We start from the raw sequence: 23,607 nt of genomic DNA, 5'->3' as shown, positions 1-23,607 counted from the left end.
GTAGCAAAATCTAAGCTTAAAGAAAACTAAATGGGAGAAGGGGATGTGCTATCTTTTCTTGCTAGGACAAGGATAAGGTGTTACAATAACAGGTATGAATAGAATAAAAGAATTATTTGAAAACCTGATCACTTTTTTTAGAAAGGATCATCCGCCCAAAGCGGTGGCAGAAGAAGTGCCAGACACGGAACTACCGGAAGAGACAGTAGAGCCGACCTATAGTCGCTCAGGCAAGCACAGAAGCAAGCCTCTCTCTCAGCATCCCTTCCGTCGTTTTTGGCGCCGCTTCCATTTGACCAAGATTCTCCTGATCATTGGGCTAGGCTTTAGCCTCTTGACAGGGGGCTATCTCTTCTACCTCGCAAAGACGACCAACGTCAAAGATTTGCAGAATGCACTGAAGGCGACCACCATTATCTATGATAAGAATGGGGACCAGGCGGGAAGTTTGACCGGGCAAAAAGGAACCTATGTCGAACTCGATGCCATTAGTGAGAATCTGCAAAATGCCGTGGTCGCAACAGAGGACCGGAGCTTTTACAAGAATAGCGGGATCAACTATGGTCGCTTCTTCTTAGCGATTTTGACCCTGGGTCGCTCAGGTGGTGGGTCGACCATCACCCAGCAGCTAGCCAAGAATGCTTACCTGTCTCAGGACCAGACGGTGGAGCGTAAGGCCAAGGAATTCTTCCTGGCGCTTGAAATCAATAAGAAATACAGCAAAAAAGAAATCCTCACCATGTACCTCAACAATGCCTATTTTGGAAATGGGGTTTGGGGAATTGAGGATGCTTCCAAGAAGTATTTTGGGGTTTCAGCCAGTCAATTAAGCCTGGATCAGTCTGCGGTACTCGCCGGTATGCTCAAGGGACCTGAGATCTATAACCCGCTCTATTCAGTAGAGAATGCGACCAATCGCCGCAATACGGTCCTCCAAAATATGGTGGCGGCTGGCTATATTGACCAGAAAACGGCTGATCAGTCGGCTGCTGTCGATATCCATGGCCAGCTGGTCGATGCCTATGAAGGCAAGTCGGAGGATTACCGCTACCCATCCTATTTTGATGCGGTCATCAATGAAGCGGTCAATGAATACGGCCTGACCGAAGAAGACATTGTCAAAAATGGCTACCGGATCTACACCGAGCTGGATCAAAATTACCAAGCAAGCATGCAGGTGATCTATGACAATACGGCCCTCTTCCCAGTAGCAGAAGACGGCACGCGCGCGGAATCTGGTAGTGTGGCGCTTGATCCTAAGACCGGAGGGGTTCGGGCTCTCGTAGGGCGTGTCGGCAGCGATCAAAATCCAGGTTTCCGTACCTACAACTACGCTACCCAGGCTGCTCGTAGTCCAGGATCAACCATCAAACCTTTAGTCGTCTATAGCCCAGCTGTTGCTGAAGGTTGGTCGACCAATAAGGAGTTGGACAATAGTACCACCCAATATGGAAGCTATGAGGTCAATAACTATGCGGGAATCCAGTCTAGCCCAACGGTACCGATGTACCAGGCCTTGGCAGAGTCCCTTAACCTTCCAGCCGTAGCGACCGCTAATGATTTGGGTCTCGATACGGTCTTTGAATACGGGAAAAAATTCGGGCTCAACATGGACAAGGTGGACAAGTCGCTTGCCGTTGCCTTGGGAGCTGGTGTGACAACCAATCCGATGCAGATGGCCCAGGCCTATGGCACCTTTGCTAACGGCGGGGTCATGAATGATGCTCACCTCATTACCAAGATCGAAAATGCAAGTGGCCAAGTGGTCAAGAGCCACAGCCAGAAATCAACCCGAGTGCTTAGTGGGTCAACGACAGATAAGATGACCAATATGATGCTTGGTACCTTTAGTAATGGTACAGGGGTGAACGCTGCGCCTTATGGCTATACCATGGCAGGGAAAACCGGTACGACAGAGACCAGCTTTAACAAGGACCTCTCTGGAGACCAATGGGTGATCGGCTACACGCCAGATGTGGTCATCAGTCAATGGCTTGGTTTCCCAACGACCGATGAAAATCACTACCTGACGGACAGTAGTGCTGGAACGGCGTCCGAGATCTTCCGCAATGTTGCCAACAGTGTCCTGCCTTATACAGACGGTACCCAGTTTGACTCGGTGAAGAACTCTTATGCTGAAAACGGCATTGCACCAGTCGGAGAAGAAACGACAGAAACAGATAGCAAAGAAGACAAAGGTTTCTTTGAGGATGTCAAAGAAAAGGCGTCGAATATGGTCGATGATGCGAAAAAAGCAATCGACGAGGCCGATATCCCAGGAAAAGCGAAAAACGCTTGGGATACCTTCAAAGGCTGGCTTGGTTTCTAATCAAAAAACGATTCAGAGGAATTTCTGAATCGTTTTTTGCAGATTGAAGACAAAGTCTTCTTAGAAACTTTCCTTAGGTGAGTACGGACGTCAGCGAACTTCGAAGAAGTTCCATGACTAAATTAAGATACAAAGGGCGTTCGCGGATAAAGTCAAAATAGGAAGTTTGACGCAGAATCTTTAGATTCTAGGAAGACTTATCTTTTTGACACGATCCGCAGCCCGTGTTCGATTCGTTTTGAACCCATTCGCTTTTCAAATTTTAGGCTCATGCTAAAACAGTTCCCCGAACTGTTTTACTTCCAAAACTCCCGAGTGCTATAAACACTAGTGTTTATAGCACTTTTCTCACGGCGGAAAGTTTCTGTTGAAATGATCCTAATAGTATTAATTATTTTAATTTTTCAACGTTACTTAGATTGTTTTATGTAAAATGCAATTTGTCTATATTCTAAAAAGATCCATTCAGAAGGATTTCTGAATAGACCTTTGTTTAGAGTTCGCTATCTGACAAGCTAAAGGTATCGCCGTGTTGGAGATCCCCGTACTGGTAGCCACGTTTGAACCAGCGCATGCGTTGCTCTGAAGTTCCGTGGGTAAAGCTATCTGGCACCGAGTAGCCGTAGGCTTGCTCTTGGAGAGTGTCGTCCCCGACGGCATGGGCTGCATTCATGGCTTCTTCGATATCGCCGATATCTAGAAGATTTCGGTCTTGAATGGAGCGGGCCCAGACACCTGCTAGGTAATCGGCTTGTAGCTCAATGCGGACGCTGATGGCATTTCGTTCCTTTTCAGAAAGACCTTGTTGCATCCGATGGTATTTGCCAAGGATTCCCAGCTCGTTTTGTACGTGGTGGCCGACTTCGTGGGCGATGACGTAGGCCATAGCGAAGTCCCCGCTAGCCTTGTATTTGGTTGTCAATTCCTTGTAGAAGCTCATATCCAAATAAATCTTTTTGTCGGTTGGACAGTAGAAAGGACCAGCCGATGCTTGCCCAACCCCACAGCCTGTCTGTGTCCGTCCGGTATAGAAGACTAGTTTGGGCTCATGGTAAGTGCGTCCTTCAGCTTGAAAGACCTTGTGCCAATGATCTTCTGTTGTTCCAAGGACCTTGCTGACGAACTCAGCATCTGCATCATCGACATGGGTCTTGTTGGTACGCGTGACTTGGGTGGACTGGTAAGGTTGGGAAGAAGTCCCATTTCCAAAGAGGCCCCCAAGGCTAGCGCCACCACCTCCTAGAAGAACCAGAAGAAGGATGAGGACGATCTTACTTTTGAAGCTCCCCGGCGATAGTAAGATCTGTAAAATGCCTCCGCCAAGATTACTATTGCCTGAAGACTGGGAGTAGCTTTGCCCTCGACGGTCTTCGATATTTCTACTTTCTTTTAGGTTATCACTTTTCATATTCGTCTCCTTTTGTTTTATTTTACCAAAAATGAGGCAAAAACCAGAGTGATAACGCTTTAGATTTGCTTTTTTCTTGACAGGAGATTTTCTGTTCTTGTCAAAACGTGGAAAACTTGCTATAATGGGGTGAACGGAGGCGTTATGGCATTAAAAAAAGCAAGTCTAGCGTGTACGGTTTGTGGGTCACGCAATTACTCCATTAAGTTGAGTGGGACGCCAAAACCAACACGTCTAGAAGTCAATAAATTCTGCAAGCATTGCAGCAAGTATACCATCCATAAAGAAACACGATAGGAGAGAGTTGTGAAATTCATTAAAGATATTTTCGTCTTACTAAAAGATACAACTTGGCCAAATCGCAAGGAAAGATGGAAAAACTTTATCTCAGTGATTGAGTACACCGCTTTCTTTGTGGCATTGATTTATTTGTTCGACAAAGTCATTGCACGTGGCCTATTGCACATGATCAATTTCTTTTAAGAAAAGAAGCCAGGTGGGACCCTCTGGGTCCCACTTTTTGTAGTCTTTTCTTAAAAATAAATCAGCAAACCTCTTTGCATTCCTGCAAAATGTGGTATAATGAAGCTAGGAAAAGGAAAGCCAAGAGGCTTTTTTTAGTATGTTCACAAAAGCTCGAGCAGGCTAAACAGAAAGAAAGGATGCCCAAATGGACAGTTTTGATAAAGGCTGGTTTGTACTACAAACCTACTCAGGATATGAAAACAAAGTAAAAGAGAATCTTTTGCAACGTGCGCAAACTTACAATATGTTAGAAAACATCTTGCGCGTAGAGATTCCAACTCAAACCGTACAAGTTGAGAAAAACGGTAAAACAAAAGAAATCGAAGAAAACCGCTTCCCAGGTTATGTCTTGGTCGAAATGGTCATGACAGATGAAGCTTGGTTTGTTGTCCGGAATACCCCGAACGTTACTGGTTTCGTTGGATCCCACGGAAACCGTTCAAAACCAACTCCATTGTTGGAAGAAGAAATCCGCAGTATCTTGCTCTCTATGGGTCAAACCGTTCAAGAGTTTGACTTGGATGTCAAGGTAGGCGATACAGTTCGTATCATCGACGGTGCCTTCACAGACTATACTGGTAAGATCACTGAAATTGATAACAACAAGGTCAAAATGGTCATTTCTATGTTCGGTAACGATACGGTTGCAGAAGTGAATTTGAACCAAATTGCTGAATTGTAAGAAAGAGAGAGTGGGACAGCTTCAACAGTCTGGGAGACTGTTGAAGGTTGCAGATAAAGGAAACGTAGCTTCCGTCAACATAGGGCATCTTTGAAGCTTAAAAAGCGAACAAAGACTTAGGATACTTGCTTCGCAAGTTCTATCCGCCACCTCAAAGCAGTGCTTTGAGCACTCAACCACTGCGTCTTGCTCGGCAATCCAAAAACAATTAAGAGGCTAGGACTTTTGTCCCAGCCTCTTTGTATAGATCGTTATTGATTTTTATCTAGACCGGTGATGCTTTTTAAGCGCTTGGTTTCTGCAGCAGACATAACATTAACGATCTGGTCTCCTTGTGTAGAGAAGTTAGATTCGTCCCCGTTACTATCTTTATAGACATAACTGGTCCAACGTTCAGAACGCATAATGGCATAGGGTTTTCCGAGACGCTCGAGAGCCGTTTTTGGTGTATCGGATTTGGAAATGCTGCCAGTAGACTGGTGGTTGGCATCGCCCCCTCTTAGTCGGAAGGTGATATCTGTTAACACATTATTGCGGAAGAAAGCCATGATATCGCCATTGTCTGTTGCCCAAACATTGACTCCATCACCAGGATTCGCACTGTCTGTACTACTTATGGGTTGACCAAAGGCTGCAACTACGTCATCGTAACTGCTTCTTTCTTTTGGCCCACCAACCTCTTGTCCATCTTCGGTTCTCAATACAAAACCGGTGGTAGGGTGGAGGTTCTTGAGCTTTTCGATCTCAGGAATGGATGCAGCTCCTGGCACATATTGGAGAGATGCGCCATCATCTGGATCCAAACTGAAGCGACCTGAAAAATCATCTGAGCTACTGCTGTCTGAAGAAGTGCTCGACGATTTACTAGATGATTTTTTTTGTTGAGGATTGTTTGATCGGTTTTCTAGAGCTAGAAGCTGTTTTTGCTGGTTGCGCAGAATTGGCAGATGAGCAAGCTGCTAGTGTCACTAGTGAAAGAAGGCCGATCGTAAAGAAACGAATGTTTTTCATAAATACCATTTCTAATGTGCTTCGCCGATCGGGCGAGGTTTTATTATATCAATAATCAAGGAAAGGAGCAAATGGCAACAAAAAACCCCCTATTGCTAGGGGAATTTTTAAAAGATAAAAGATGATAAAAAATTTTATTATCAAGGCGGTAGACGGATTTGAACCGACGATCAAGCTTTTGCAGAGCCGTGCCTTACCACTTGGCTATACCGCCATAACATATAATATTGTAACCTAAAAATAAAGATAGGTCAAGAAAAACTTTTTACGTCAAACAACTTTAGAAAACCATTTCATCGGAGGGATTGAAAAAATCTCTCAAATAGCTTGCGAATTCTAGTGATTTCTGCTATACTTATAGAGTTGTCTAAGACAGCAAATACTCATCTCGGATCCATTGTGGCACCGTTGCCCTTGTGGTCGTGCTGCAAGTTGACGTCTGAGAGAGGAGAAAAAAACAAAAAAGGAGAAACTACTCATGGCAGTAATTTCAATGAAACAACTTCTTGAGGCTGGTGTACACTTCGGTCACCAAACTCGTCGCTGGAACCCTAAGATGGCTAAGTACATCTTCACAGAACGTAACGGAATCCACGTAATCGACTTGCAACAAACTGTAAAATATGCAGACCAAGCATACGACTTCATGCGTGATGCAGCTGCAAACGATGCAGTGATCTTGTTCGTAGGTACTAAAAAACAAGCTGCTGATGCTGTTGCAGAAGAAGCTGTTCGTGCAGGTCAATACTTCATCAACCACCGTTGGTTGGGTGGAACTCTTACTAACTGGGGAACAATCCAAAAACGTATCGCTCGTTTGAAAGAAATCAAACGCATGGAAGAAGATGGAACTTTTGAAGTTCTTCCTAAGAAAGAAGTTGCATTGTTGAACAAACAACGCGCTCGTCTTGAAAAATTCTTGGGCGGTATCGAAGACATGCCTCGTATCCCAGACGTAATGTACGTTGTGGATCCACATAAAGAACAAATCGCTGTTAAAGAAGCTAAGAAATTGGGTATCCCAGTTGTAGCGATGGTCGACACAAACACTGACCCAGATGATATCGATGTTATCATCCCAGCGAACGATGACGCTATCCGCGCTGTTAAATTGATCACTGCGAAAATGGCTGACGCTGTTATCGAAGGACGTCAAGGTGAAGACAGTGTTGCTACAGTAGAAGCTGAATTGGCAGCTACTGAAGGTCAAGCTGATTCAATCGAAGAAATCGTTGAAGTTGTAGAAGGCGACAACGCTTAATTTCATTCAATAAGTAACGAACCTAAGAGGGCAGGGCTCAGCCCGACCCTCTTATTTTATTAAAAAATATAGGAGAACAAAAATGGCAGAAATTACAGCTAAGCTTGTAAAAGAATTGCGTGAAAAATCTGGTGCCGGTGTCATGGACGCTAAAAAGGCATTGGTTGAAGTTGAAGGTGATATCGAAAAAGCGATCGAATTGCTTCGCGAAAAAGGTATGGCTAAAGCAGCTAAGAAAGCTGACCGTGTTGCCGCTGAAGGTTTGACTGGTGTTTATGTCAATGGTAACGTTGCAGCAGTAGTTGAAGTAAACGCTGAAACTGACTTCGTTGCGAAAAACGCTCAATTCGTTGAATTGGTAAACGCAACAGCGAAAGTCATCGCTGAAGGTAAACCAGCTAACAACGAAGAAGCTCTTGCTTTGACAATGCCTTCAGGCGAAACTCTTGAAGCTGCATACGTATCTGCAACAGCTACAATCGGTGAAAAAATTTCATTCCGTCGTTTTGCTTTGCTTGAAAAAACAGATGCACAACACTTCGGTGCTTACCAACACAACGGTGGACGTATCGGTGTTATCTCTGTGATCGAAGGTGGAGACGAAGCACTTGCTAAACAAATTTCAATGCACATCGCTGCAATGAAACCAACTGTTCTTTCATACAAAGAATTGGATGAACAATTCGTGAAAGATGAATTGGCACAATTGAACCACGTCATCGACCAAGATAACGAAAGCCGTGCAATGGTTGGTAAACCAGCTCTTCCACACTTGAAATTCGGTTCAAAAGCACAATTGACTGACGAAGTGGTTGCTCAAGCTGAAGAAGATATCAAAGCTGAATTGGCAGCTGAAGGTAAACCAGAAAAAATCTGGGATAAAATCATCCCAGGTAAAATGGATCGCTTCTTCTTGGACAACACAAAAGTTGACCAAGCCTACACTCTTCTTGCACAAGTCTACATCATGGATGACAGCAAGACAGTTGAAGCTTACCTTGAATCAGTAAATGCTTCAGTTATCGAATTCGTTCGTTTTGAAGTTGGTGAAGGTATTGAAAAAGCTTCAAATGACTTTGAAGCAGAAGTTGCAGCTACAATGGCAGCAGCTCTTAACAACTAAGAATAAACAAAAAGAGGTTTCGAAGGAAACCTCTTTTTTGTATGCAAAAACTGAAGCCGTTGCTTCAGTCTTTTGTTTAATGTGCGAAGGTATCGATTCCTAGAAGCAGGGACAGGGTCCCCATGATGAGGCCGGCTAGGATCACTCCGAGCATGACTGCGAGGCTACTGCGTTTGAAGTCCCAGTCAAGGATAGAAGCTGCAAGGGCACCAGTCCAGGCACCAGTTCCCGGAAGAGGGATTCCCACAAAGAGCAATAAGGCCCAGAAGATTCCCTTGTCTCCTGCGGCTTTTTCTAATTTTTGTCCGCCTCTATGGCCCTTATTGAGACACCAGCTAAAAAAGCCTCCGATGATCGGTTTTTTTGCCCCCCAGGTGAGGATATGGCGGGCGAAGAAGAAGATCAGAGGGACAGGGAGAAGATTTCCGATTACTCCGATCAGGAGCGCTGTCCATAAGGGAATACCATTTGCAATGGCAAAAGGGATGGCTCCTCGCAATTCAACGAGGGGAACCATGGAGATCAGGAAGGTAAGGATATATTTCATTGGTTGTGCCTTTCGATTAGTCTTCTTCATTCTATCGTATCTTCCTTCAATTGACAACTATTCCAACTTTGGAATGATCTTTTTAAATCTTTTATCTTGACTTTCTGATGGAGGAAGGATATAATAAAGACATAGTTAATTAGAATCATTATAAAAAGGAGAAACGATATGACAACTATGAAACATGAAGCAGCTACTGATGTAGCAACTTTTGCACCTTCTAATAAAGAAAGTCTTCCAGAAACAAAAGCCATCTTGAACCAAGTGGTAGCAGACCTCTACGTCGCTCACATTGCCCTTCACCAAGTACACTGGTACATGCGTGGACGTGGCTTTATGGTTTGGCATCCAAAAATGGACGAATACATGGACAGCTTGGATGCAACCTTAGATGAAGTGAGCGAACGCTTGATCACTCTTGGTGGTGCGCCATATTCTAGCATGACTGAATTTTTGGAACACAGCAATATTGAAGAACGCCGTGGAACATTTACAAAAAATGTAGAAGAAAGCTTGACACGTGTTCTTGAAATCTTCCATTACCTTGATGGCCTTTACCAAAAAGCTTTGGATGTTACCGATGCTGAAGGCGACGATGTAACCAACGATATCTTTGTTGGGGCTAAAGCAGAACTTGAAAAGAACATTTGGATGGTGGCTGCTGAACTTGGTCAAGAACCAGGATTATAAGATCATAAAAAAATAGAAGCCGTGGGCTTCTATTTTTTTGGTTTGTAGGAGATTTCCACTAATTAAAGGAATTCTTAATCTAACTATAGTTGGAGCGAAATCGAGGTCTATTCCTCCTATTTTTTTGGTATAGTTAATATGTGATTTTCTGTAAGCGTTCGCAGATATAAGAAAGCGCTTACAAATTCAATAGTTAATCCTAAGAGGAGGTTTTTATGGGAAAGTCTTTAGAGGAGGTTTTTATGGGAAAGTCTTTTTTTGAAAAGCGTCCTGTTTTTAGTATTCGTAAGCTCTCAGTTGGAGCTTGTTCTGTTGTGATTGGGCTTTCTGCCTTGGGTCTTTCAAGGGTCCATGCGGAAGAAAAGCCAGCCCTCGAAAGTGAACCGACTTCGATTGAGACACCAAGTGTTGTGACGGAAAATTCAGAAGCGGAAGTTCCTGGAGCTGGTGCAAGGGTTTCAGAAGCTCCAGCTGTCATCACCCCTACCAGAGCTGAGGAAAAGCCAGCGCCTCAAGGCGAAGGCCAGCCTGTTTCTACTTCATCTGAGCGTGCTACAGGAACGGAAGCAACAGCTGCTCCAGATCAAAATCGTGTAGCGGAGGATATTGTGCAAGATCGAGAACGTGATTTTAATAAAGATTGGTATTTTAAATTAAATGCGGCTCCTGGTGCAGAAGGGCGTCAAGTGGATGTCAAGGATTGGAAAAAATTAGATCTTCCTCATGACTGGTCTATTTTCTTTGATTTCGATCACAACTCTCCTGCTCAAAATGAAGGGGGACAATTAAACGGAGGGGATGCTTGGTATCGTAAGACTTTCCGTTTGGACGACAAGGATCTAGATAAGAAGGTCCGCTTGGAATTTGGCGGGGTTTATATGGATTCCAAAGTCTATGTAAACGGACAATTCGTTGGTCATTATCCAAATGGCTACAATGCCTTTTCTTATGATATTACTCCTTATTTGAATGCGGATGGAAGCGAGAATACCATCGCCGTTCATGTGGTCAATCAACAACCAAGTAGCCGTTGGTATTCTGGTAGTGGGATTTACCGAGATGTTAAGCTGAGTGTAACGGACAAGGTTCATTTAGCGCAGTATGGGACAACGATTACGACCCCTCAGTTGGAAAAACAGAAAAATGGGGCAGTAGATACAGTGGTGAAGAGCCGCATTGTCAACCAAGATGATCAAGCTCATAGTATTTATGCGGAATATGAAATTGTCGATCAAAATGGCCAAGTGGTGAGCGAAAAAACGCGCAGTGAAGCACAAGCTGTTCTAGCAGGTCAAGAGATCAATCTATCTCAAACCCTCCATGTTGAAAAACCAACCCTCTGGGATGTGAAAACGGATCATCCAGCTCTCTATACCTTGTATACGCGGGTTTATCGGGATTCGCAGTTGGTCGATGTGCAAAAGGAACGCTTTGGTTATCGCTATCTCAACTGGACGCCAGAAGGTGGCTTCTTCCTCAATGGGGTGGCGACGAAATTCCACGGAGTATCCCTTCACCATGACCACGGGGCTCTTGGAGCTGAGGAAAATTACAAGGCTGAATACCGTCGTCTCAAACAGATGAAAGACATGGGGGTCAATGCGATTCGGACGACCCACAACCCAGCCAGTGAACAAACCTTAAAAATTGCTGCTGAGTTGGGCTTGATGGTCCAAGAAGAAGCCTTTGATACCTGGTATGGTGGTAAGAAACAATACGATTATGGTCGTTTCTTTGAAAAAGATGCCACTCACCCAGAAGCTCGTAAGGGGGATACTTGGTCCGATTACGATCTACGAACCATGGTAGAGCGGGGCAAGAACAATCCAGCCATTGTCATGTGGTCAATCGGTAACGAAGTCGGTGAAGCAGATGGTTCAGACAAATCTGTCGCAACTGTTCGTCGGTTGGTCAAGACCATCAAGGACGTGGATGCAACCCGTTATGTCACCATGGGAGCTGATAAATTCCGCTTTGGTGATGGCTCAGGAGGCCATGAAAAGGTAGCAGCAGAGCTCGATGCGGTTGGATTTAACTATTCAGAGGCCAACTATGAAAGCTTACGGGCCAAACATCCAAACTGGCTCATTTATGGTTCGGAAACCTCTTCTGCAACGCGGACACGGGGCTCATACTATCATCCTGAAAGAGAATGGGTCGGCAGCAACCAAGAAGACCGCCACTATGAACAATCAGACTACGGCAATGACCGGGTTGGTTGGGGTCGGACAGCAACCGCCTCTTGGACCTTTGACCGTGATCATGCCGGTTATGCAGGACAATTTATCTGGACCGGTACTGATTATATCGGTGAGCCAACACCATGGCACAACCAAAATGACACACCTGTGAAAAGTTCTTATTTCGGTATCGTGGATACTGCCGGCCTTCCAAAGAATGATTTTTACCTTTACCAAAGTCAATGGGTATCGGCAGAGAAACATCCGATGGTCCATCTCTTGCCACATTGGAACTGGGACAATCCAGAATTAGCCAATCGTGTCATGGACGAAGAAGGCCGGATTCCTGTTCGGACCTTCTCTAATGCCCACAGTGTGGAATTGATTGTCAATGGGGAATCACAAGGAGTCAAGACCTTTACCAAGAAGACCACAGCTGATGGCCGGACCTACCAAGAAGGGGCAAATCCGGATGAACTCTATCTAGAGTGGTTGGTCCCTTATGTACCAGGTAAAGTAGAAGCTATTGCGCGCAACGAAGCGGGAGAAGTGATTGCGAAAGATCAAGTCGAAACAGCCGGCAAGCCTGCGGGTGTCCGTTTGTTGAAAGAAGAACACGCGATTGCAGCGGACGGCAAAGATTTGACCTATATTACCTACGAAATCGTCGATGAAGAAGGTCGTGTCGTACCAACTGCCAATAATTTGGTACATTTCCATTTGCATGGACAAGGCCAAATTGTCGGTGTCGATAATGGGGAACAAGCCAGCCGTGAACGCTACAAAGCGCAGGAAGATGGCTCATGGCAACGCAAAGCCTTTAACGGCAAAGGGGTTGTGATTGTCAAATCAACTGAGCAGGCAGGTGCCTTTACTCTGTATGCAGACTCAGATCGCTTGCAATCAGACCAGGTCAGCCTCTTTACAGGTAAGAAGGACCAAGCAGAACGCACTGTATTAGGTGTGGAACCTGTTCGACAAAGTGCTTATCTAGGAGAAAAACCAACCTTGCCAAGTAAGGTCAATGTGGTCTATAGTGATGGCAAGGCCCAAGAAGAAGCTGTTGAATGGGATGCGGCAGACTATAGCCGTGCTGGCCAAGTCCGTGTGACAGGTCATGTTCAAGGACGCACGGTCGAAGCTCTGGTCGATGTGATCGGCGTGGAACAAGTCCTTCCAGTCATCAAACAAATCCCACAGGGAGCAGATCTAGCAACAGTGGATAAGGCTGTGCAATTAGTCTTCACTGATGGGACCACTGCCCACTATGAGGTCGATCAATGGACCTTGGAAGCTGGTCAAGAAGATCAATTGTCTACACCGGGAGCACGCTTGAAGGCGACAGGACTCCTAGGCAATGGGGAAACGGTCCAAGCGACACTAGTGGTTGCAGGAGGAGATGTAACCAAGGCTAAGAAACCAACGGTTCAGCTAGATGGAGTAGCTCTTCCAAAATTTGGTAGTGGCAACCATACCATTTTCCGTTCCCTCGCTTATGGTCAAGAGCCAGGTCAAGTCACAGCAAGTGCAGAAAATGCTCAAGTGACGGTCCTACAAGCTAATCGTGAAAATGGTTTGAAGGCTCAAATTTTTGTGACTGCTAAGGATACGGGAGCTGTACAGACCTATGTAGTTCAATTCCAAGAAGAAAGTCCGCAGATCCAGCGCCTAGAATTGCGTCTGCCAGAAGGACAGGAACTCAAGGAAGACCAAACGGTACCACTTGAAGTCATTGCCCATTACCAAGATGGTAGCCAGGCAAGTCTCAAAGCAGATCAAATCGATGTGAAGACAAGAGCTGGTAGCCAAGGAAAAGCCGTCGCAACCAATAAAGGTTTGGAATTGCGAGAAGCAGGATTGGTTCATTTAGAAGCCAACTTCCAAGGACAAACGGGAGAAGTCAGCTTTACCATCACACCAAATCCTGAAGAAAAGACGGTTGTCAAGGTGCGTCCTGTACGGATTAGTACAGATCGAAACATTTTGCCAGCTCTTCCAGAGACCGTCTTGGTCGAGTATGATAAGGGATTCCCTAAAGAAAAACGCGTGACCTGGGATGCTGTAACCGCAGATCAAGTCAAGGATTACCATAGCTTTACAGTCACCGGTCATGTAGAGGGTGTGGAAAAAGAAGCCCAAGCTCAAGTGACGGTTGAAGGCATTATCGCTGTAGAAGAAGTCAGCACTACCACTCCAGTCGGAGAAAAACCAGCCCTTCCAGAAAGCGTGCGGACCTATCACTCTAATGGTAAGACCTATACTGCTAAGGTGGCCTGGGATGCGGTCGATCCGCAACTCTTGGCCAAAGAAGGAGAAGTTGTCCTAGCCGGTCGTGTAGAAGGAACGGATCTTCCAACACGTCTTCATATTCGTGTTTCCGCAAACACAGTCAAGGGGGCCAACGTAGCAGAGCAATGGACAGGATCAGTCTTGCCACTCGCTTTTGCAAGTGACTCTAACGATGCAGATCCAGTTGCTAAGGTCAATGACAAGGTCATCTCCTTTACCGATGCTCCAGCTAACCGTTGGACCAACTGGGGTCGTAACAATGCGGAAGATTCGGTTGGGATCTTGTTTGGGGATTCTGGTATCTTGACCAAGCGAGCAGTGGATAACCTCCATGTTGGTTTCCACGAAGACCACGGTGTTGGGGCTCCAAGTGAATATGTGATTGAGTACTATACAGGGGAACAAATCCCAACGGTTCCAAGCAATCCAAATCGTGTCAAAGACGAAACAGACCATCCATTTAACAATCCAGCCAACTGGAAAGAAGTTAGCAACCTAACCGTTGAAGAACCGGTAGCAGCTGGTAAGATGAATCATTTCAGTTTTGATAAAGTCGACACCTATGCTGTTCGTATCCGTATGAAGACGCCAGAAGGCAAGCGTGGAAGCTCTATTTCAGAGATTCAGATATTTGCCAATAAGGTTGCGGCAGAAGAGAAGAGCCAGTTGACCATTCGTGTTAATGGCGATGTCTTGCCAGGTGTCAACCCAAGTGTGACCGATTACTACATCGATGCGCGTGATCGGGCTTATCCACAAGTGGAAGCGACAGCCAGCCATCACGGTCTTGCAACGGTTGTGCCAAGTGTCCATGAAGGGGAGCCAATCCGTGTCATCCATAAAGCGGAAGATGGTACCATCTTACAAGAATATCGCCTCCATCTCACAAGTGATGCAGAAAAACTGAAACAAGCTGCCCCAGTAGCAGTGGAAGCAGGTAGCCGTTTTGTGAAAATTGGTCAAGATCTGGTTCTACCATCTACCGTAGGTGTCTACTTCCAAGGGGATACAGGCTATGAACGCAAGGAACTGACGGTGGACTGGAAGCCTCTACCAGCTGATGCGCTTTCTCACGAAGGCAGCTTCACGCTGGAAGGAAAAGTCATTGGCTATGATCTGACAGCTCAGCTGACCGTCCGGGTATCAGAAAAGACAGGAGAAAACCTCTCTGTGAACCGTGACTACAATGCAGAAGATACCAGGGCATTTGCTAGTGAAACCAATGATCTCGATCCAAATCAAATCGACTATATCGATTACATCAATGATGGTGGCTACAACGAGTACTATCGCTGGACCAACTGGAAGAGAGAACCGGATCAAACTGAAGTATTTGCTGGTCTTATCTTCAAGAAAAATGGTCAAGTAACAGAGCGTTTGGTCAATAAAGTAGCGGTCGACTTCTTTGCAGATCAGGAAACAGGTCTGCCAACGAAAACTGTTCTTGAACGCTACATTGGTCCAGACTTTGATGTTCCGGATGATTATGGCAATCTGAAGAATCTTCCAGATCATCCATTTAACCAGGCCTCTAACTGGGAAGAAATTCCTTATAGCTTGGATTATGACTTTGAACCGGGCTATATCTCCAACCTTAGCTTCAATGAAACAAGAACCAAAGCGATCCGCTTAAGAATGGTTCGAAATGAGAATCTAAAAGGGATTGGAATTATTGAACTGAGTGCCTATGCACCAACGGAAGAAGCTCGGGCAACAACTGATGTCACCATCCAAGTGAATGGTAAAGACCTAGAAGGTTTTAAACCAGATGTGACAGATTATCATCTAGAGTATGAGGGAGACCGTCCAATCGTTTCCGCACAAGGCAAGAATGGAACAGCCGTTACGGTCGTGGATGCTAAAAGCGCCAATGCTCCTGTTCTTGTCAAGGTTGTCTCAGAAGATGGCAAGGTCGAAAAAGTATATCAACTTTCTCTCTCCGCAAAAGCACCTACAGGCTCAGCCATTCCTGAAGAAGGAGTTAAGAATCTGGTTCATACCAAGCCAGAGTTGGTGATTGAGCCAGAAGAGATGGACTTTGAACGCTTAGAACGTCCAAATGCGGATCTTCCAAAAGGTGAGAAACGTGTGGTTCAAGAAGGTCAAAAAGGCCGCAAATTGCGCTTGGTGGAAGTTTCTCAAGAAAATGGTGTGGAAAGCCGGAAGGAACTAGATGCCTTTGTAGAACTAGATCCAGTGGCAGAAATCACAGAGGTGGGCACGAAAGAAGTACTTCCAGATACTCCACAACCAGAGCCACAGCCGCAACCGCAACCAGAGCCGCAACCGCAACCAGAGCCACAACCACAACCAGAACCACAACCAGAACCACAACCGCTTCCGAACCTAGAGCGCCCTCATGTTTCAGAAGGACCAGTAGCTATCGCAACTCCTCAAGCATCTCTTGAGGTCAAAGCGGTGCGCCAGGAAGGGATAGATGCAGCAGGGAAGGAAGTCGAGAAAGAAACTCAAACACCAGCAGTTTCAGCTGCTCCAGTTTCCGAAGGTAGATTACCAAATACAGGAACGGAAGAAAGCGTCGCAAGCCTCGTTGCTGGAATCCTAGCGGCAGGCCTTGCCAGTGCTGTGCTGGACGATCAGAAAAAAAGAGCCAATAAGGCCAAGTAAAACAGCTAGAGAAACTAGCAAAAAACGGTGAAAAGTTCACAGGTAAAAAGAAGGAGGATGGGGAAGCCCCACCCTCTTTACCTGGTGACATAAAGGAATGGAATATGGGAAAAAGATTAGTTGATCAGAGAAATCGATTTGGCATTCGTAAACTCTCGGTAGGCGTCTGCTCGGTAGTCGTAGCGACTTGTTTTTTAGGAGCTACTACCAGTTACGCAGAGGAACAAGCTGAGAATAGTGAACCGCGTGAAGAACGGGTTGAAACGAGCGATGCAGGAGATCAAGGAAAGGAGGAGAAAACTGTGAACGAGCACCAAGAAGAATCAGAACAGCCCTCAGCAGTTACTAGCGAGAAAGAAAATCGCACAGCCAGCCAAGGGACAGAAGCCACTCAACCAGCCACTTCTCTAGATGAGGAGACTGAGATTGCGGATTACGGACCACTTCCAAGCAAGGCTCAGATGCAATACCACCGCGAAGAACTAGCGGCTTTCATCCACTTTGGGATGAATACTTACTACGATCGTGAGTGGGGAGATGGGCAAGAAGATCCTTATTATTTCTATCCAGAGCATCTGGATACCGATCAGTGGATCAAAACCCTGAAGGATGCAGGCTTTAAACGGACGATCATGGTCGTCAAGCACCACGATGGCTTCCTCTTGTACCCATCCAAATACACTGACCATACCATTGCCAAAAGTGGTTGGAAAGATGGAAAAGGCGATGTTCTAGCCGAGGTTTCTGCTTCTGCCAGCAAGTATGACATGGACATGGGGGTCTATCTCTCACCTTGGGATGCTCACAGCCCTCTCTACCATATGGATACAGAGGACCAATACAATGAATACTACCTCAACCAGCTCAAAGAAATCCTTGAAGATCCTAAATATGGAAACAAAGGCAAGTTCGTAGAAGTCTGGATGGATGGTGCGCGTGGCGATGGGGCTCAAAAGGTCACCTATACCTTTGACAAGTGGTTTGAAGCCATTCGCAAGGCCCAAGGGGATATAGCTATCTTCTCAGCTGAGCCGACCAATGTTCGTTGGATTGGAAATGAAAAGGGGATTGCCGGAGATCCGGTTTGGCAAAAGGTTAATCCAGATAAGATCCGCAACAATCCATCTAATAGCTACCTCAATCACGGGGATCCGGAAGGGAAGCAATACTCAGTGGGAGAAGCCGATGTTTCTATTCGCTCAGGCTGGTTCTACCATGACAACCAAGAGCCTAAGTCCTTGCGCGAATTGATGGACATTTACTTCAAATCGGTCGGCCGTGGCACCCCGCTTCTGCTTAATATTCCACCCAATCAAGACGGAAAATTTGCGGAGGCCGATGTGGCCCGTTTGAAAGAATTCCGCCAGACCTTGGACCAACTCTACAGTGTGAACTATGCGGCAGGAGCTTTGGTAGAAGCTGACTCGACACGGCGCAATCCTCTCTACAAGGCCAGCCATTTGACAGATGGCGATGAAAAGACCAGTTGGGCACCTGCAGATGATGCCAAAACCGGCTCTTTTGTCCTTGATCTTGGAAAAGAGCAACACTTTGATGTGGTAGAGCTCAAAGAAACCATCGAGAAAGGCCAACGGATTTCTGGCTTCACCATTGATGTGGCAGTGAATGGGCAATGGGTTCCTTATGGAGCTGGCTCAACTGTGGGATACCGCCGATTAATCAAAGGGCAACCAGTTGATAGTCGCTATATTCGGGTGTCCATCACTGATGCCCAAGCCACTCCAATCTTGAACGGTGTCTCTGTCTATAAGACACCAGCCAGCATTGAAGAAACCGATGGCTATCCGCTTGGTTTGACTTATCATTCCGACCGGACAGCAGAGCGGTCCAATGGCCAGTGGAATGAAGAGGGAGAAGGCGTTCGAGGCACCTCTATGTGGACCAAAGAAAAGGGAGCTTCGGTGACCTATCAATTTGAAGGCACCAAGGCCTATGTCGTCGCAACTGTCGACCCTGGTCATGGGGAAATGGATGTCTATGTCGATGGCCAAAAGCTAGCGACCGTCAATACCCAAAGTCCAAGCCGCAAACGCAGCCAAAAGGTCTATGAAACATCGGATTTGGCAGCAGGATCTCACACCTTGACCTTGGTCAATAGCAAGGGAGATGCGATCGCAACGGAAGGGATTTATGCCCTCAATAACCAAGAAAAGGGTCTCTTTGAGTTTGCTCAGCCAACCCTAGCTGTTAAAAAAGGCGACCCAGCGCAAGTCGTCGTCAAGAGAAAAGGTGGCTCTAAAGGAAGTGCCAGTCTGAAATTGATCACAGAGCCGGGAACAGGGGTTCATGGTAAGGTCTACAAAGATACCAACGTCACCCTTGAGTTCGCAGATGGAGAGACGGAAAAAACAGTCCAAGTTCCAACCCTTGATTTTGCAGGGAAAGCGACCGATGTCTATGACTTTAAGGTCAAATTGTTGCATCCGGATCAAGGAAGCCTGGTCGGCTTTATTCCAGAACTGACAGTCCAAGTGATGAATGAAGACCAGTTGCCAGAAAATCGCAAAGAAGTGGATGACCAAGATCCAAAACTGCACTATAGCCAAGGCTGGCATCATGAGACAGACAACAAAGACTTCTCAAATGGCACAGAATCTTGGTCCAGCTTTAACCAAGTGACCGATGAGGAAGGCAAGAAACACATTGAAGTGACCATTACCTTTAAGGGCACAGGCGTGGAGGTCCGAGGAGTGGTTGATCCAAGTCATGGTCTCTACAGCGTCACTTTGGATGGGAAAGAAATGGCCTTCGAAGAAGGGCGTGGCCATGATTATGAGATCGACGGCGATCATTATTTCAGTGGCTACGGAGATCAACGCAAGCTCGACCAGAGTTTGGTCAATCTGCAAGGCCTAGCAAAAGGCTACCACCAGCTACGCTTGCATCTGGATCCAGCCCTCAATGACCCTCAGTCATCCAGAGCCATCCAGGTAGATCAATTTATCCTATCAGGGAAAGATAGCCAGTTGCTCAGTCAAGAAGAGCTGCAACAGATCATCAGAGAAGGAGTAGAAAAGATCAAGGCTACTTCTCTCGATCGCTTGAAAGCAGATCTCAAACCGACGGTTCAAGGACAATTGACGGACTTGACTCAGTTGTTGGATCAAGAGCGGCCAGATTTGGTTGCTGCAGCTAATCAAGTCGAAGCCCTTGAAACCATCTTAGAAGATGCTCACAATTATGAACCCCTGACGCAGACACGGCCAGAAGAAGGTATTCGGGATTTGATTCTTGAAAAGCCAGAACTTCTCATCGAAGCGGAGGAGATTCCATTTGAGAGTCAAACACGTGAGAACAAGGACTTGGCCAAGGGCGAAAGCCGGATCCTTCAAGCAGGAAAGGTCGGACGCCGGTTGAAATTGATCGAGATTCGACAAGAAGAAGGCAAAGAAATTCGGACAGAAGTCGATGCCTTTGTCGAAGTGGAGGCCCAGGACCAGATCACAGAAGTCGGAACGAAGGAAGCGGAAAAAAGTCCGTTGATAGCTGATATGCCGACTCCAACCACTCCTGTCACCCCAAGTAAGGTGCAACCAGAAGTTATGACTCTTTCTCAAGCTGAAGACAAAAAAGAAAAAGGAAGACCTGTTCTCTTGCAACCGAAAACCCCAGAAGCAGTTTCTGTTTTGACTTCAGACCATCCGGAAAAAGAAGTGGTTGAAAGTCCTTCTCTACAATCGGAAGGAAAACTACCTCAAACCGGTACAAAAGAAGGTGGTTTCTTTGCTTGGTTAGGCCTTCTTGGTCTAGGTTTCTTGGGCGGAGGCGCCAAATTCGCTCGTCGCAAAGAGTAGCTCCTTCTTCGCATAAGAGGTTAGTTCTCACTAGCCTCTTTTTTTTGCCTTCTTAAGAGATTCCTATTTCCATAGAGTCTTTGCTTTATTTACAGCCGTAAAAATTGTATAATAGTCAAATAAGGTCAATGATGAGAAGGAACACTCCAAGGCCATTTTTTATGGGCCAAAGAGCAGAGCATCCATCTAGAAAAAAACAAGCCAGAAAGGAGCATCATGGCAAATAAGAACACATCTGATAGCATCGAAGCTTATATTAAGGCCTTGCTGGCTCAAGCTGGCATGGCAGAGCTCAAAAGAAGTGAGTTAGCCGATGTCTTTCAGGTCGTACCCAGTCAGATTAACTATGTCATTAAGACCCGTTTTACCGAGAGTCGAGGCTATATTGTAGAGAGCAAACGCGGTGGGGGTGGCTATATCCGCATTGGCAAGGTCCAGTTTTCAGATCACCATCAGATGCTCCAAGACTTGGCAGCCAATATTGGAGAAACCATCAGCCAGCAGGTCTTCAATGATATCCTCCAGATGCTCTATGAAGAAAAATTATTGACAAGACGTGAAACGCAGCTCTTGCTTGCGACGACCTCCGATGAGGTCCTAGGTCGAGATGTTCTCATCCTACGAGCAACGATGCTGAAAAAAATCATTCAACAAGTAGATAGAAAAGGAAATACCGACTAGATGAACTATTCAACAGCACTGTTAGAAAGTATAGAAGCGGCCCAAATACTAGCAGGCCACTATCAGGGACATACCTTAGATACTTGGCATCTCCTGACGGCTATGGCCAATAATCCCTATAGCGTGGCAGGTTCTGTACTTAACGATTATCCTATGCAGATCGATGAGTTTCAGGATGCGGCGGAGCATATTACAGGCCAAGCTTTTCAAAGCGACAATCGGTATGAAATCTTCCCATTTTCTTATCGGATGGAAGCCATTATGAAGCACGCAAGAGAGATTGCCCAGGTCCTTCATGCCAAGACCTTGGGAACAGAGCATGTGCTCCTCTCTCTTCTAGCAGACCGTGGGACCTTGGCGAGCCAAGTCATGGAGTTTGCCGGCTTTGCCTTTACAGAGCAAGACAAGGGAGTTCCTATTGCCTCCCTTCGCAAGAATTTAGAAGACAAGGCAGGCTGGGACAAGAATGATATCAAAGCCATCCGGAGCCTCTACCGGGCCCAAAACCCTAACCGCCAAACCATGGGAAATATGATGGGCATGCCCCCAAGCACCAGTGGAGGTCTTGAAGATTATACCCGTGATTTGACAGAAATGGCGCGTGCAGGCCAGCTTGAGCCTGTGATCGGCCGGGATGCAGAGATTTCACGCATGATCCAAATCCTCAGCCGCAAGACCAAGAACAATCCTGTATTGGTGGGAGAAGCAGGGGTCGGAAAAACCGCTCTTGCATTAGGTCTGGCTCAGCGTGTCGCTAGTGGCAATGTTCCAGCTGAAATCGCGCAAATGCGTGTTCTTGAATTGGATCTCATGAATGTCGTTGCAGGGACGCGCTTCCGTGGGGACTTCGAAGAACGGATGAACAATATCATCCAGGACATCGAAGAAGACGGTCACGTGATTCTCTTTATCGATGAACTGCATACCATTATGGGCTCAGGATCCGGTATTGATTCGACCTTAGACGCAGCCAATATTCTAAAACCAGCCCTGGCACGAGGAACCTTGCGCACAGTTGGTGCTACGACTCAAGATGAGTACCAAAAGCATATCGAAAAAGACGCGGCTCTCTCTCGTCGTTTTGCGAAAGTCACCATTGAAGAACCGAGTGTTGCAGATAGCATCCAAATTCTCCAAGGCTTGAAAGAGACCTACCAGGACCACCATCATGTGACCATTACCGATGAAGCGATCGAAACAGCTGTCAAATATTCCCACCGCTATTTGACCAGCCGTCAATTACCAGATTCAGCCATTGATCTCTTGGATGAAGCGGCAGCTACCGTACAAAACCGCGATTCCAACGGTCACGTAAAAGAAGAGTTGACCGCCTTGGACCGGGCTTTGATGGATGGCAAGTGGAAGAAAGCAGCCCAGCTCTTACAAGTAGAGGTTGCTCCCATTGTCTACAAAAAAGAGGTCACTGACCAAGATGTCTTGGTGACCTTGAGCCAATTATCGGGTATTCCAACTCAAAAACTGACCCAAACTGATGCCAAGAAGTACCTAAACTTAGAAACAGAATTGCACAAGCGCGTGATTGGTCAAGATCAAGCCGTTTCGAGTATCAGTCGGGCTATTCGTCGCAATCAATCGGGTATCCGTAGCAATAAACGTCCGATCGGTTCTTTCATGTTCCTAGGACCTACCGGTGTCGGAAAAACGGAGCTAGCCAAAGCCTTGGCGGAAGTTTTATTTGATGATGAATCGGCCCTCATCCGTTTTGATATGAGTGAGTACATGGAAAAATTCGCCGCTAGCCGCCTCAACGGTGCCCCTCCAGGCTATGTGGGCTACGAAGAAGGGGGCGAGTTGACCGAGAAAGTCCGCAACAAACCGTATTCTGTCCTCTTATTTGATGAGGTGGAAAAAGCCCACCCAGACATTTTCAATGTCCTTTTGCAAGTCTTAGATGACGGAGTCTTAACCGATAGCAAAGGCCGGAAGATCGACTTCTCTAATACCATTATCATCATGACCTCAAACCTGGGAGCAACAGCTCTTCGGGATGATAAGACAGTTGGTTTTGGTGCCAAAGATATCCGCTTTGACCAGGCCAATATGGAAAAACGCATGTTTGAAGAGTTGAAGAAGACCTATCGTCCAGAGTTTATCAACCGGATTGATGAAAAGGTAGTCTTCCATAGTCTCTCAAGCGAGGACATGCAGCAGGTGGTGAAAGTCATGGTCAAACCGCTCATTGCGACCTTGGCAGAACAAGGCATGACCCTCAAATTCCAGCCTTCAGCGCTCAAGTTGCTAGCAACCAAAGGCTACGATCCAGAAATGGGAGCTCGCCCACTCCGTCGCGTTTTGCAGACCGAAGTGGAAGATCAACTAGCAGAGCTATTGCTGAAAGGCCAAGCCCAAGAAGGGCAAACCATCAAGGTTGGAACGACAGCCGGAACGATCAAGTTCGAGATTGTCTAGGAGGACGT

15 protein-coding genes and 1 tRNA gene are annotated in these 23,607 nt (G+C 46.2%); 11 read left to right on the top strand and 5 right to left on the bottom strand.

Translation table 11 applies throughout. The features are described 5' to 3' along the window. Positions 1-94 precede the first annotated feature (94 nt). A complete protein-coding gene (gene pbp2a, locus NMM13_RS03570; RefSeq protein WP_023919836.1) occupies positions 95-2,329 on the top strand; it encodes a penicillin-binding protein PBP2A in 2,235 nt (744 codons plus the stop codon). Positions 2,330-2,822: 493 nt separating this feature from the next. Here the strand turns inward: pbp2a and NMM13_RS03565 are convergent, their stop codons facing one another. Beyond that, positions 2,823-3,737, bottom strand: coding sequence for a neutral zinc metallopeptidase (locus NMM13_RS03565; RefSeq protein ID WP_003009045.1), 915 nt, complete (start codon positions 3,735-3,737; stop codon positions 2,823-2,825). Between the two features lie 144 nt (positions 3,738-3,881). Here NMM13_RS03565 and rpmG point away from each other — a divergent pair, with 144 nt between their 5' ends. The 3 genes from rpmG to nusG all read left to right on the top strand — a co-directional run bounded on the left by rpmG (position 3,882) and on the right by nusG (position 4,944). Next, entirely contained in the window at positions 3,882-4,034 is a 153-nt protein-coding gene (rpmG, locus tag NMM13_RS03560) for a 50S ribosomal protein L33 (RefSeq protein ID WP_003009043.1), read from the top strand. Between the two features lie 9 nt (positions 4,035-4,043). After that, positions 4,044-4,220, top strand: coding sequence for a preprotein translocase subunit SecE (gene secE / locus NMM13_RS03555; RefSeq protein WP_003002261.1), 177 nt, complete (start codon positions 4,044-4,046; stop codon positions 4,218-4,220). 187 nt (positions 4,221-4,407) lie between these two features. Beyond that, on the top strand, positions 4,408-4,944 hold the full coding sequence (gene nusG / locus NMM13_RS03550; RefSeq protein ID WP_003002077.1) for a transcription termination/antitermination protein NusG: 537 nt from the start codon (positions 4,408-4,410) through the stop codon (positions 4,942-4,944). Between the two features lie 251 nt (positions 4,945-5,195). Here the strand turns inward: nusG and NMM13_RS03545 are convergent, their stop codons facing one another. The 3 genes from NMM13_RS03545 to NMM13_RS03535 all read right to left on the bottom strand — a co-directional run bounded on the left by NMM13_RS03545 (position 5,196) and on the right by NMM13_RS03535 (position 6,169). Further along, positions 5,196-5,747 carry a hypothetical protein gene (locus NMM13_RS03545; RefSeq protein ID WP_254728629.1) on the bottom strand — a complete coding sequence of 184 codons (552 nt, stop codon included), beginning with the start codon at positions 5,745-5,747 and terminating at the stop codon, positions 5,196-5,198. A gap of 61 nt (positions 5,748-5,808) precedes the next feature. Next, positions 5,809-5,955: a hypothetical protein gene (locus NMM13_RS03540; protein ID WP_254728627.1), complete on the bottom strand. Its 147-nt coding sequence runs from the start codon at positions 5,953-5,955 to the stop codon at positions 5,809-5,811. 143 nt (positions 5,956-6,098) lie between these two features. Continuing rightward, positions 6,099-6,169, bottom strand: a tRNA-Cys gene (locus NMM13_RS03535). Between the two features lie 264 nt (positions 6,170-6,433). On the opposite strand from NMM13_RS03535, the gene rpsB reads away from it, so the two are divergent. Beyond that, the gene (rpsB, locus tag NMM13_RS03530; RefSeq protein ID WP_003002189.1) at positions 6,434-7,216 is read left to right on the top strand and encodes a 30S ribosomal protein S2; all 783 of its coding nucleotides are present in this window, start codon (positions 6,434-6,436) and stop codon (positions 7,214-7,216) included. A gap of 82 nt (positions 7,217-7,298) precedes the next feature. Continuing rightward, positions 7,299-8,339 (top strand): translation elongation factor Ts, encoded by a 1,041-nt coding sequence (tsf, locus tag NMM13_RS03525; RefSeq protein WP_003001949.1) that lies wholly within the window; start codon positions 7,299-7,301, stop codon positions 8,337-8,339. 76 nt (positions 8,340-8,415) lie between these two features. Here the strand turns inward: tsf and NMM13_RS03520 are convergent, their stop codons facing one another. Next, positions 8,416-8,886, bottom strand: a complete 471-nt coding sequence (locus NMM13_RS03520; RefSeq protein ID WP_254728662.1) for a small multi-drug export protein — start codon at positions 8,884-8,886, stop codon at positions 8,416-8,418. Positions 8,887-9,054: 168 nt separating this feature from the next. Here NMM13_RS03520 and NMM13_RS03515 point away from each other — a divergent pair, with 168 nt between their 5' ends. The 5 genes from NMM13_RS03515 to NMM13_RS03495 all read left to right on the top strand — a co-directional run bounded on the left by NMM13_RS03515 (position 9,055) and on the right by NMM13_RS03495 (position 23,599). Then, positions 9,055-9,576: a DNA starvation/stationary phase protection protein gene (locus NMM13_RS03515; protein ID WP_254728625.1), complete on the top strand. Its 522-nt coding sequence runs from the start codon at positions 9,055-9,057 to the stop codon at positions 9,574-9,576. Between the two features lie 242 nt (positions 9,577-9,818). Next, positions 9,819-16,673, top strand: coding sequence for an Ig-like domain-containing protein (locus NMM13_RS03510; RefSeq protein WP_254728623.1), 6,855 nt, complete (start codon positions 9,819-9,821; stop codon positions 16,671-16,673). 104 nt (positions 16,674-16,777) lie between these two features. After that, entirely contained in the window at positions 16,778-20,488 is a 3,711-nt protein-coding gene (locus NMM13_RS03505) for an alpha-L-fucosidase (protein WP_254728621.1), read from the top strand. A gap of 216 nt (positions 20,489-20,704) precedes the next feature. Next, entirely contained in the window at positions 20,705-21,169 is a 465-nt protein-coding gene (locus tag NMM13_RS03500) for a CtsR family transcriptional regulator (RefSeq protein WP_021154058.1), read from the top strand. After that, positions 21,170-23,599 carry an ATP-dependent Clp protease ATP-binding subunit gene (locus NMM13_RS03495; RefSeq protein ID WP_254728619.1) on the top strand — a complete coding sequence of 810 codons (2,430 nt, stop codon included), beginning with the start codon at positions 21,170-21,172 and terminating at the stop codon, positions 23,597-23,599. Positions 23,600-23,607 lie beyond the last annotated feature (8 nt).

The organism is Streptococcus sp. CF8_St5-11 (genome assembly GCF_024295625.1).
GTDB lineage: Bacteria > Bacillota > Bacilli > Lactobacillales > Streptococcaceae > Streptococcus.
Note: the sequence above shows the minus strand (reverse complement) of the source record. Positions and strands in the feature narration are given on the sequence as shown.

Bases quoted from the DNA above. Each gene is read 5' to 3' on its own strand.
- pbp2a (WP_023919836.1), top strand. From the start codon at position 95: ATGAATAGAATAAAAGAATTATTTGAAAACCTGATCACTTTTTTTAGA.
- NMM13_RS03565 (WP_003009045.1), bottom strand. From the start codon at position 3,737: ATGAAAAGTGATAACCTAAAAGAAAGTAGAAATATCGAAGACCGTCGA.
- rpmG (WP_003009043.1), top strand. From the start codon at position 3,882: ATGGCATTAAAAAAAGCAAGTCTAGCGTGTACGGTTTGTGGGTCACGC.
- nusG (WP_003002077.1), top strand. From the start codon at position 4,408: ATGGACAGTTTTGATAAAGGCTGGTTTGTACTACAAACCTACTCAGGA.
- NMM13_RS03540 (WP_254728627.1), bottom strand. From the start codon at position 5,955: ATGAAAAACATTCGTTTCTTTACGATCGGCCTTCTTTCACTAGTGACA.
- rpsB (WP_003002189.1), top strand. From the start codon at position 6,434: ATGGCAGTAATTTCAATGAAACAACTTCTTGAGGCTGGTGTACACTTC.
- tsf (WP_003001949.1), top strand. From the start codon at position 7,299: ATGGCAGAAATTACAGCTAAGCTTGTAAAAGAATTGCGTGAAAAATCT.
- NMM13_RS03520 (WP_254728662.1), bottom strand. From the start codon at position 8,886: ATGAAATATATCCTTACCTTCCTGATCTCCATGGTTCCCCTCGTTGAA.
- NMM13_RS03515 (WP_254728625.1), top strand. From the start codon at position 9,055: ATGACAACTATGAAACATGAAGCAGCTACTGATGTAGCAACTTTTGCA.
- NMM13_RS03510 (WP_254728623.1), top strand. From the start codon at position 9,819: ATGGGAAAGTCTTTTTTTGAAAAGCGTCCTGTTTTTAGTATTCGTAAG.
- NMM13_RS03505 (WP_254728621.1), top strand. From the start codon at position 16,778: ATGGGAAAAAGATTAGTTGATCAGAGAAATCGATTTGGCATTCGTAAA.
- NMM13_RS03500 (WP_021154058.1), top strand. From the start codon at position 20,705: ATGGCAAATAAGAACACATCTGATAGCATCGAAGCTTATATTAAGGCC.
- NMM13_RS03495 (WP_254728619.1), top strand. From the start codon at position 21,170: ATGAACTATTCAACAGCACTGTTAGAAAGTATAGAAGCGGCCCAAATA.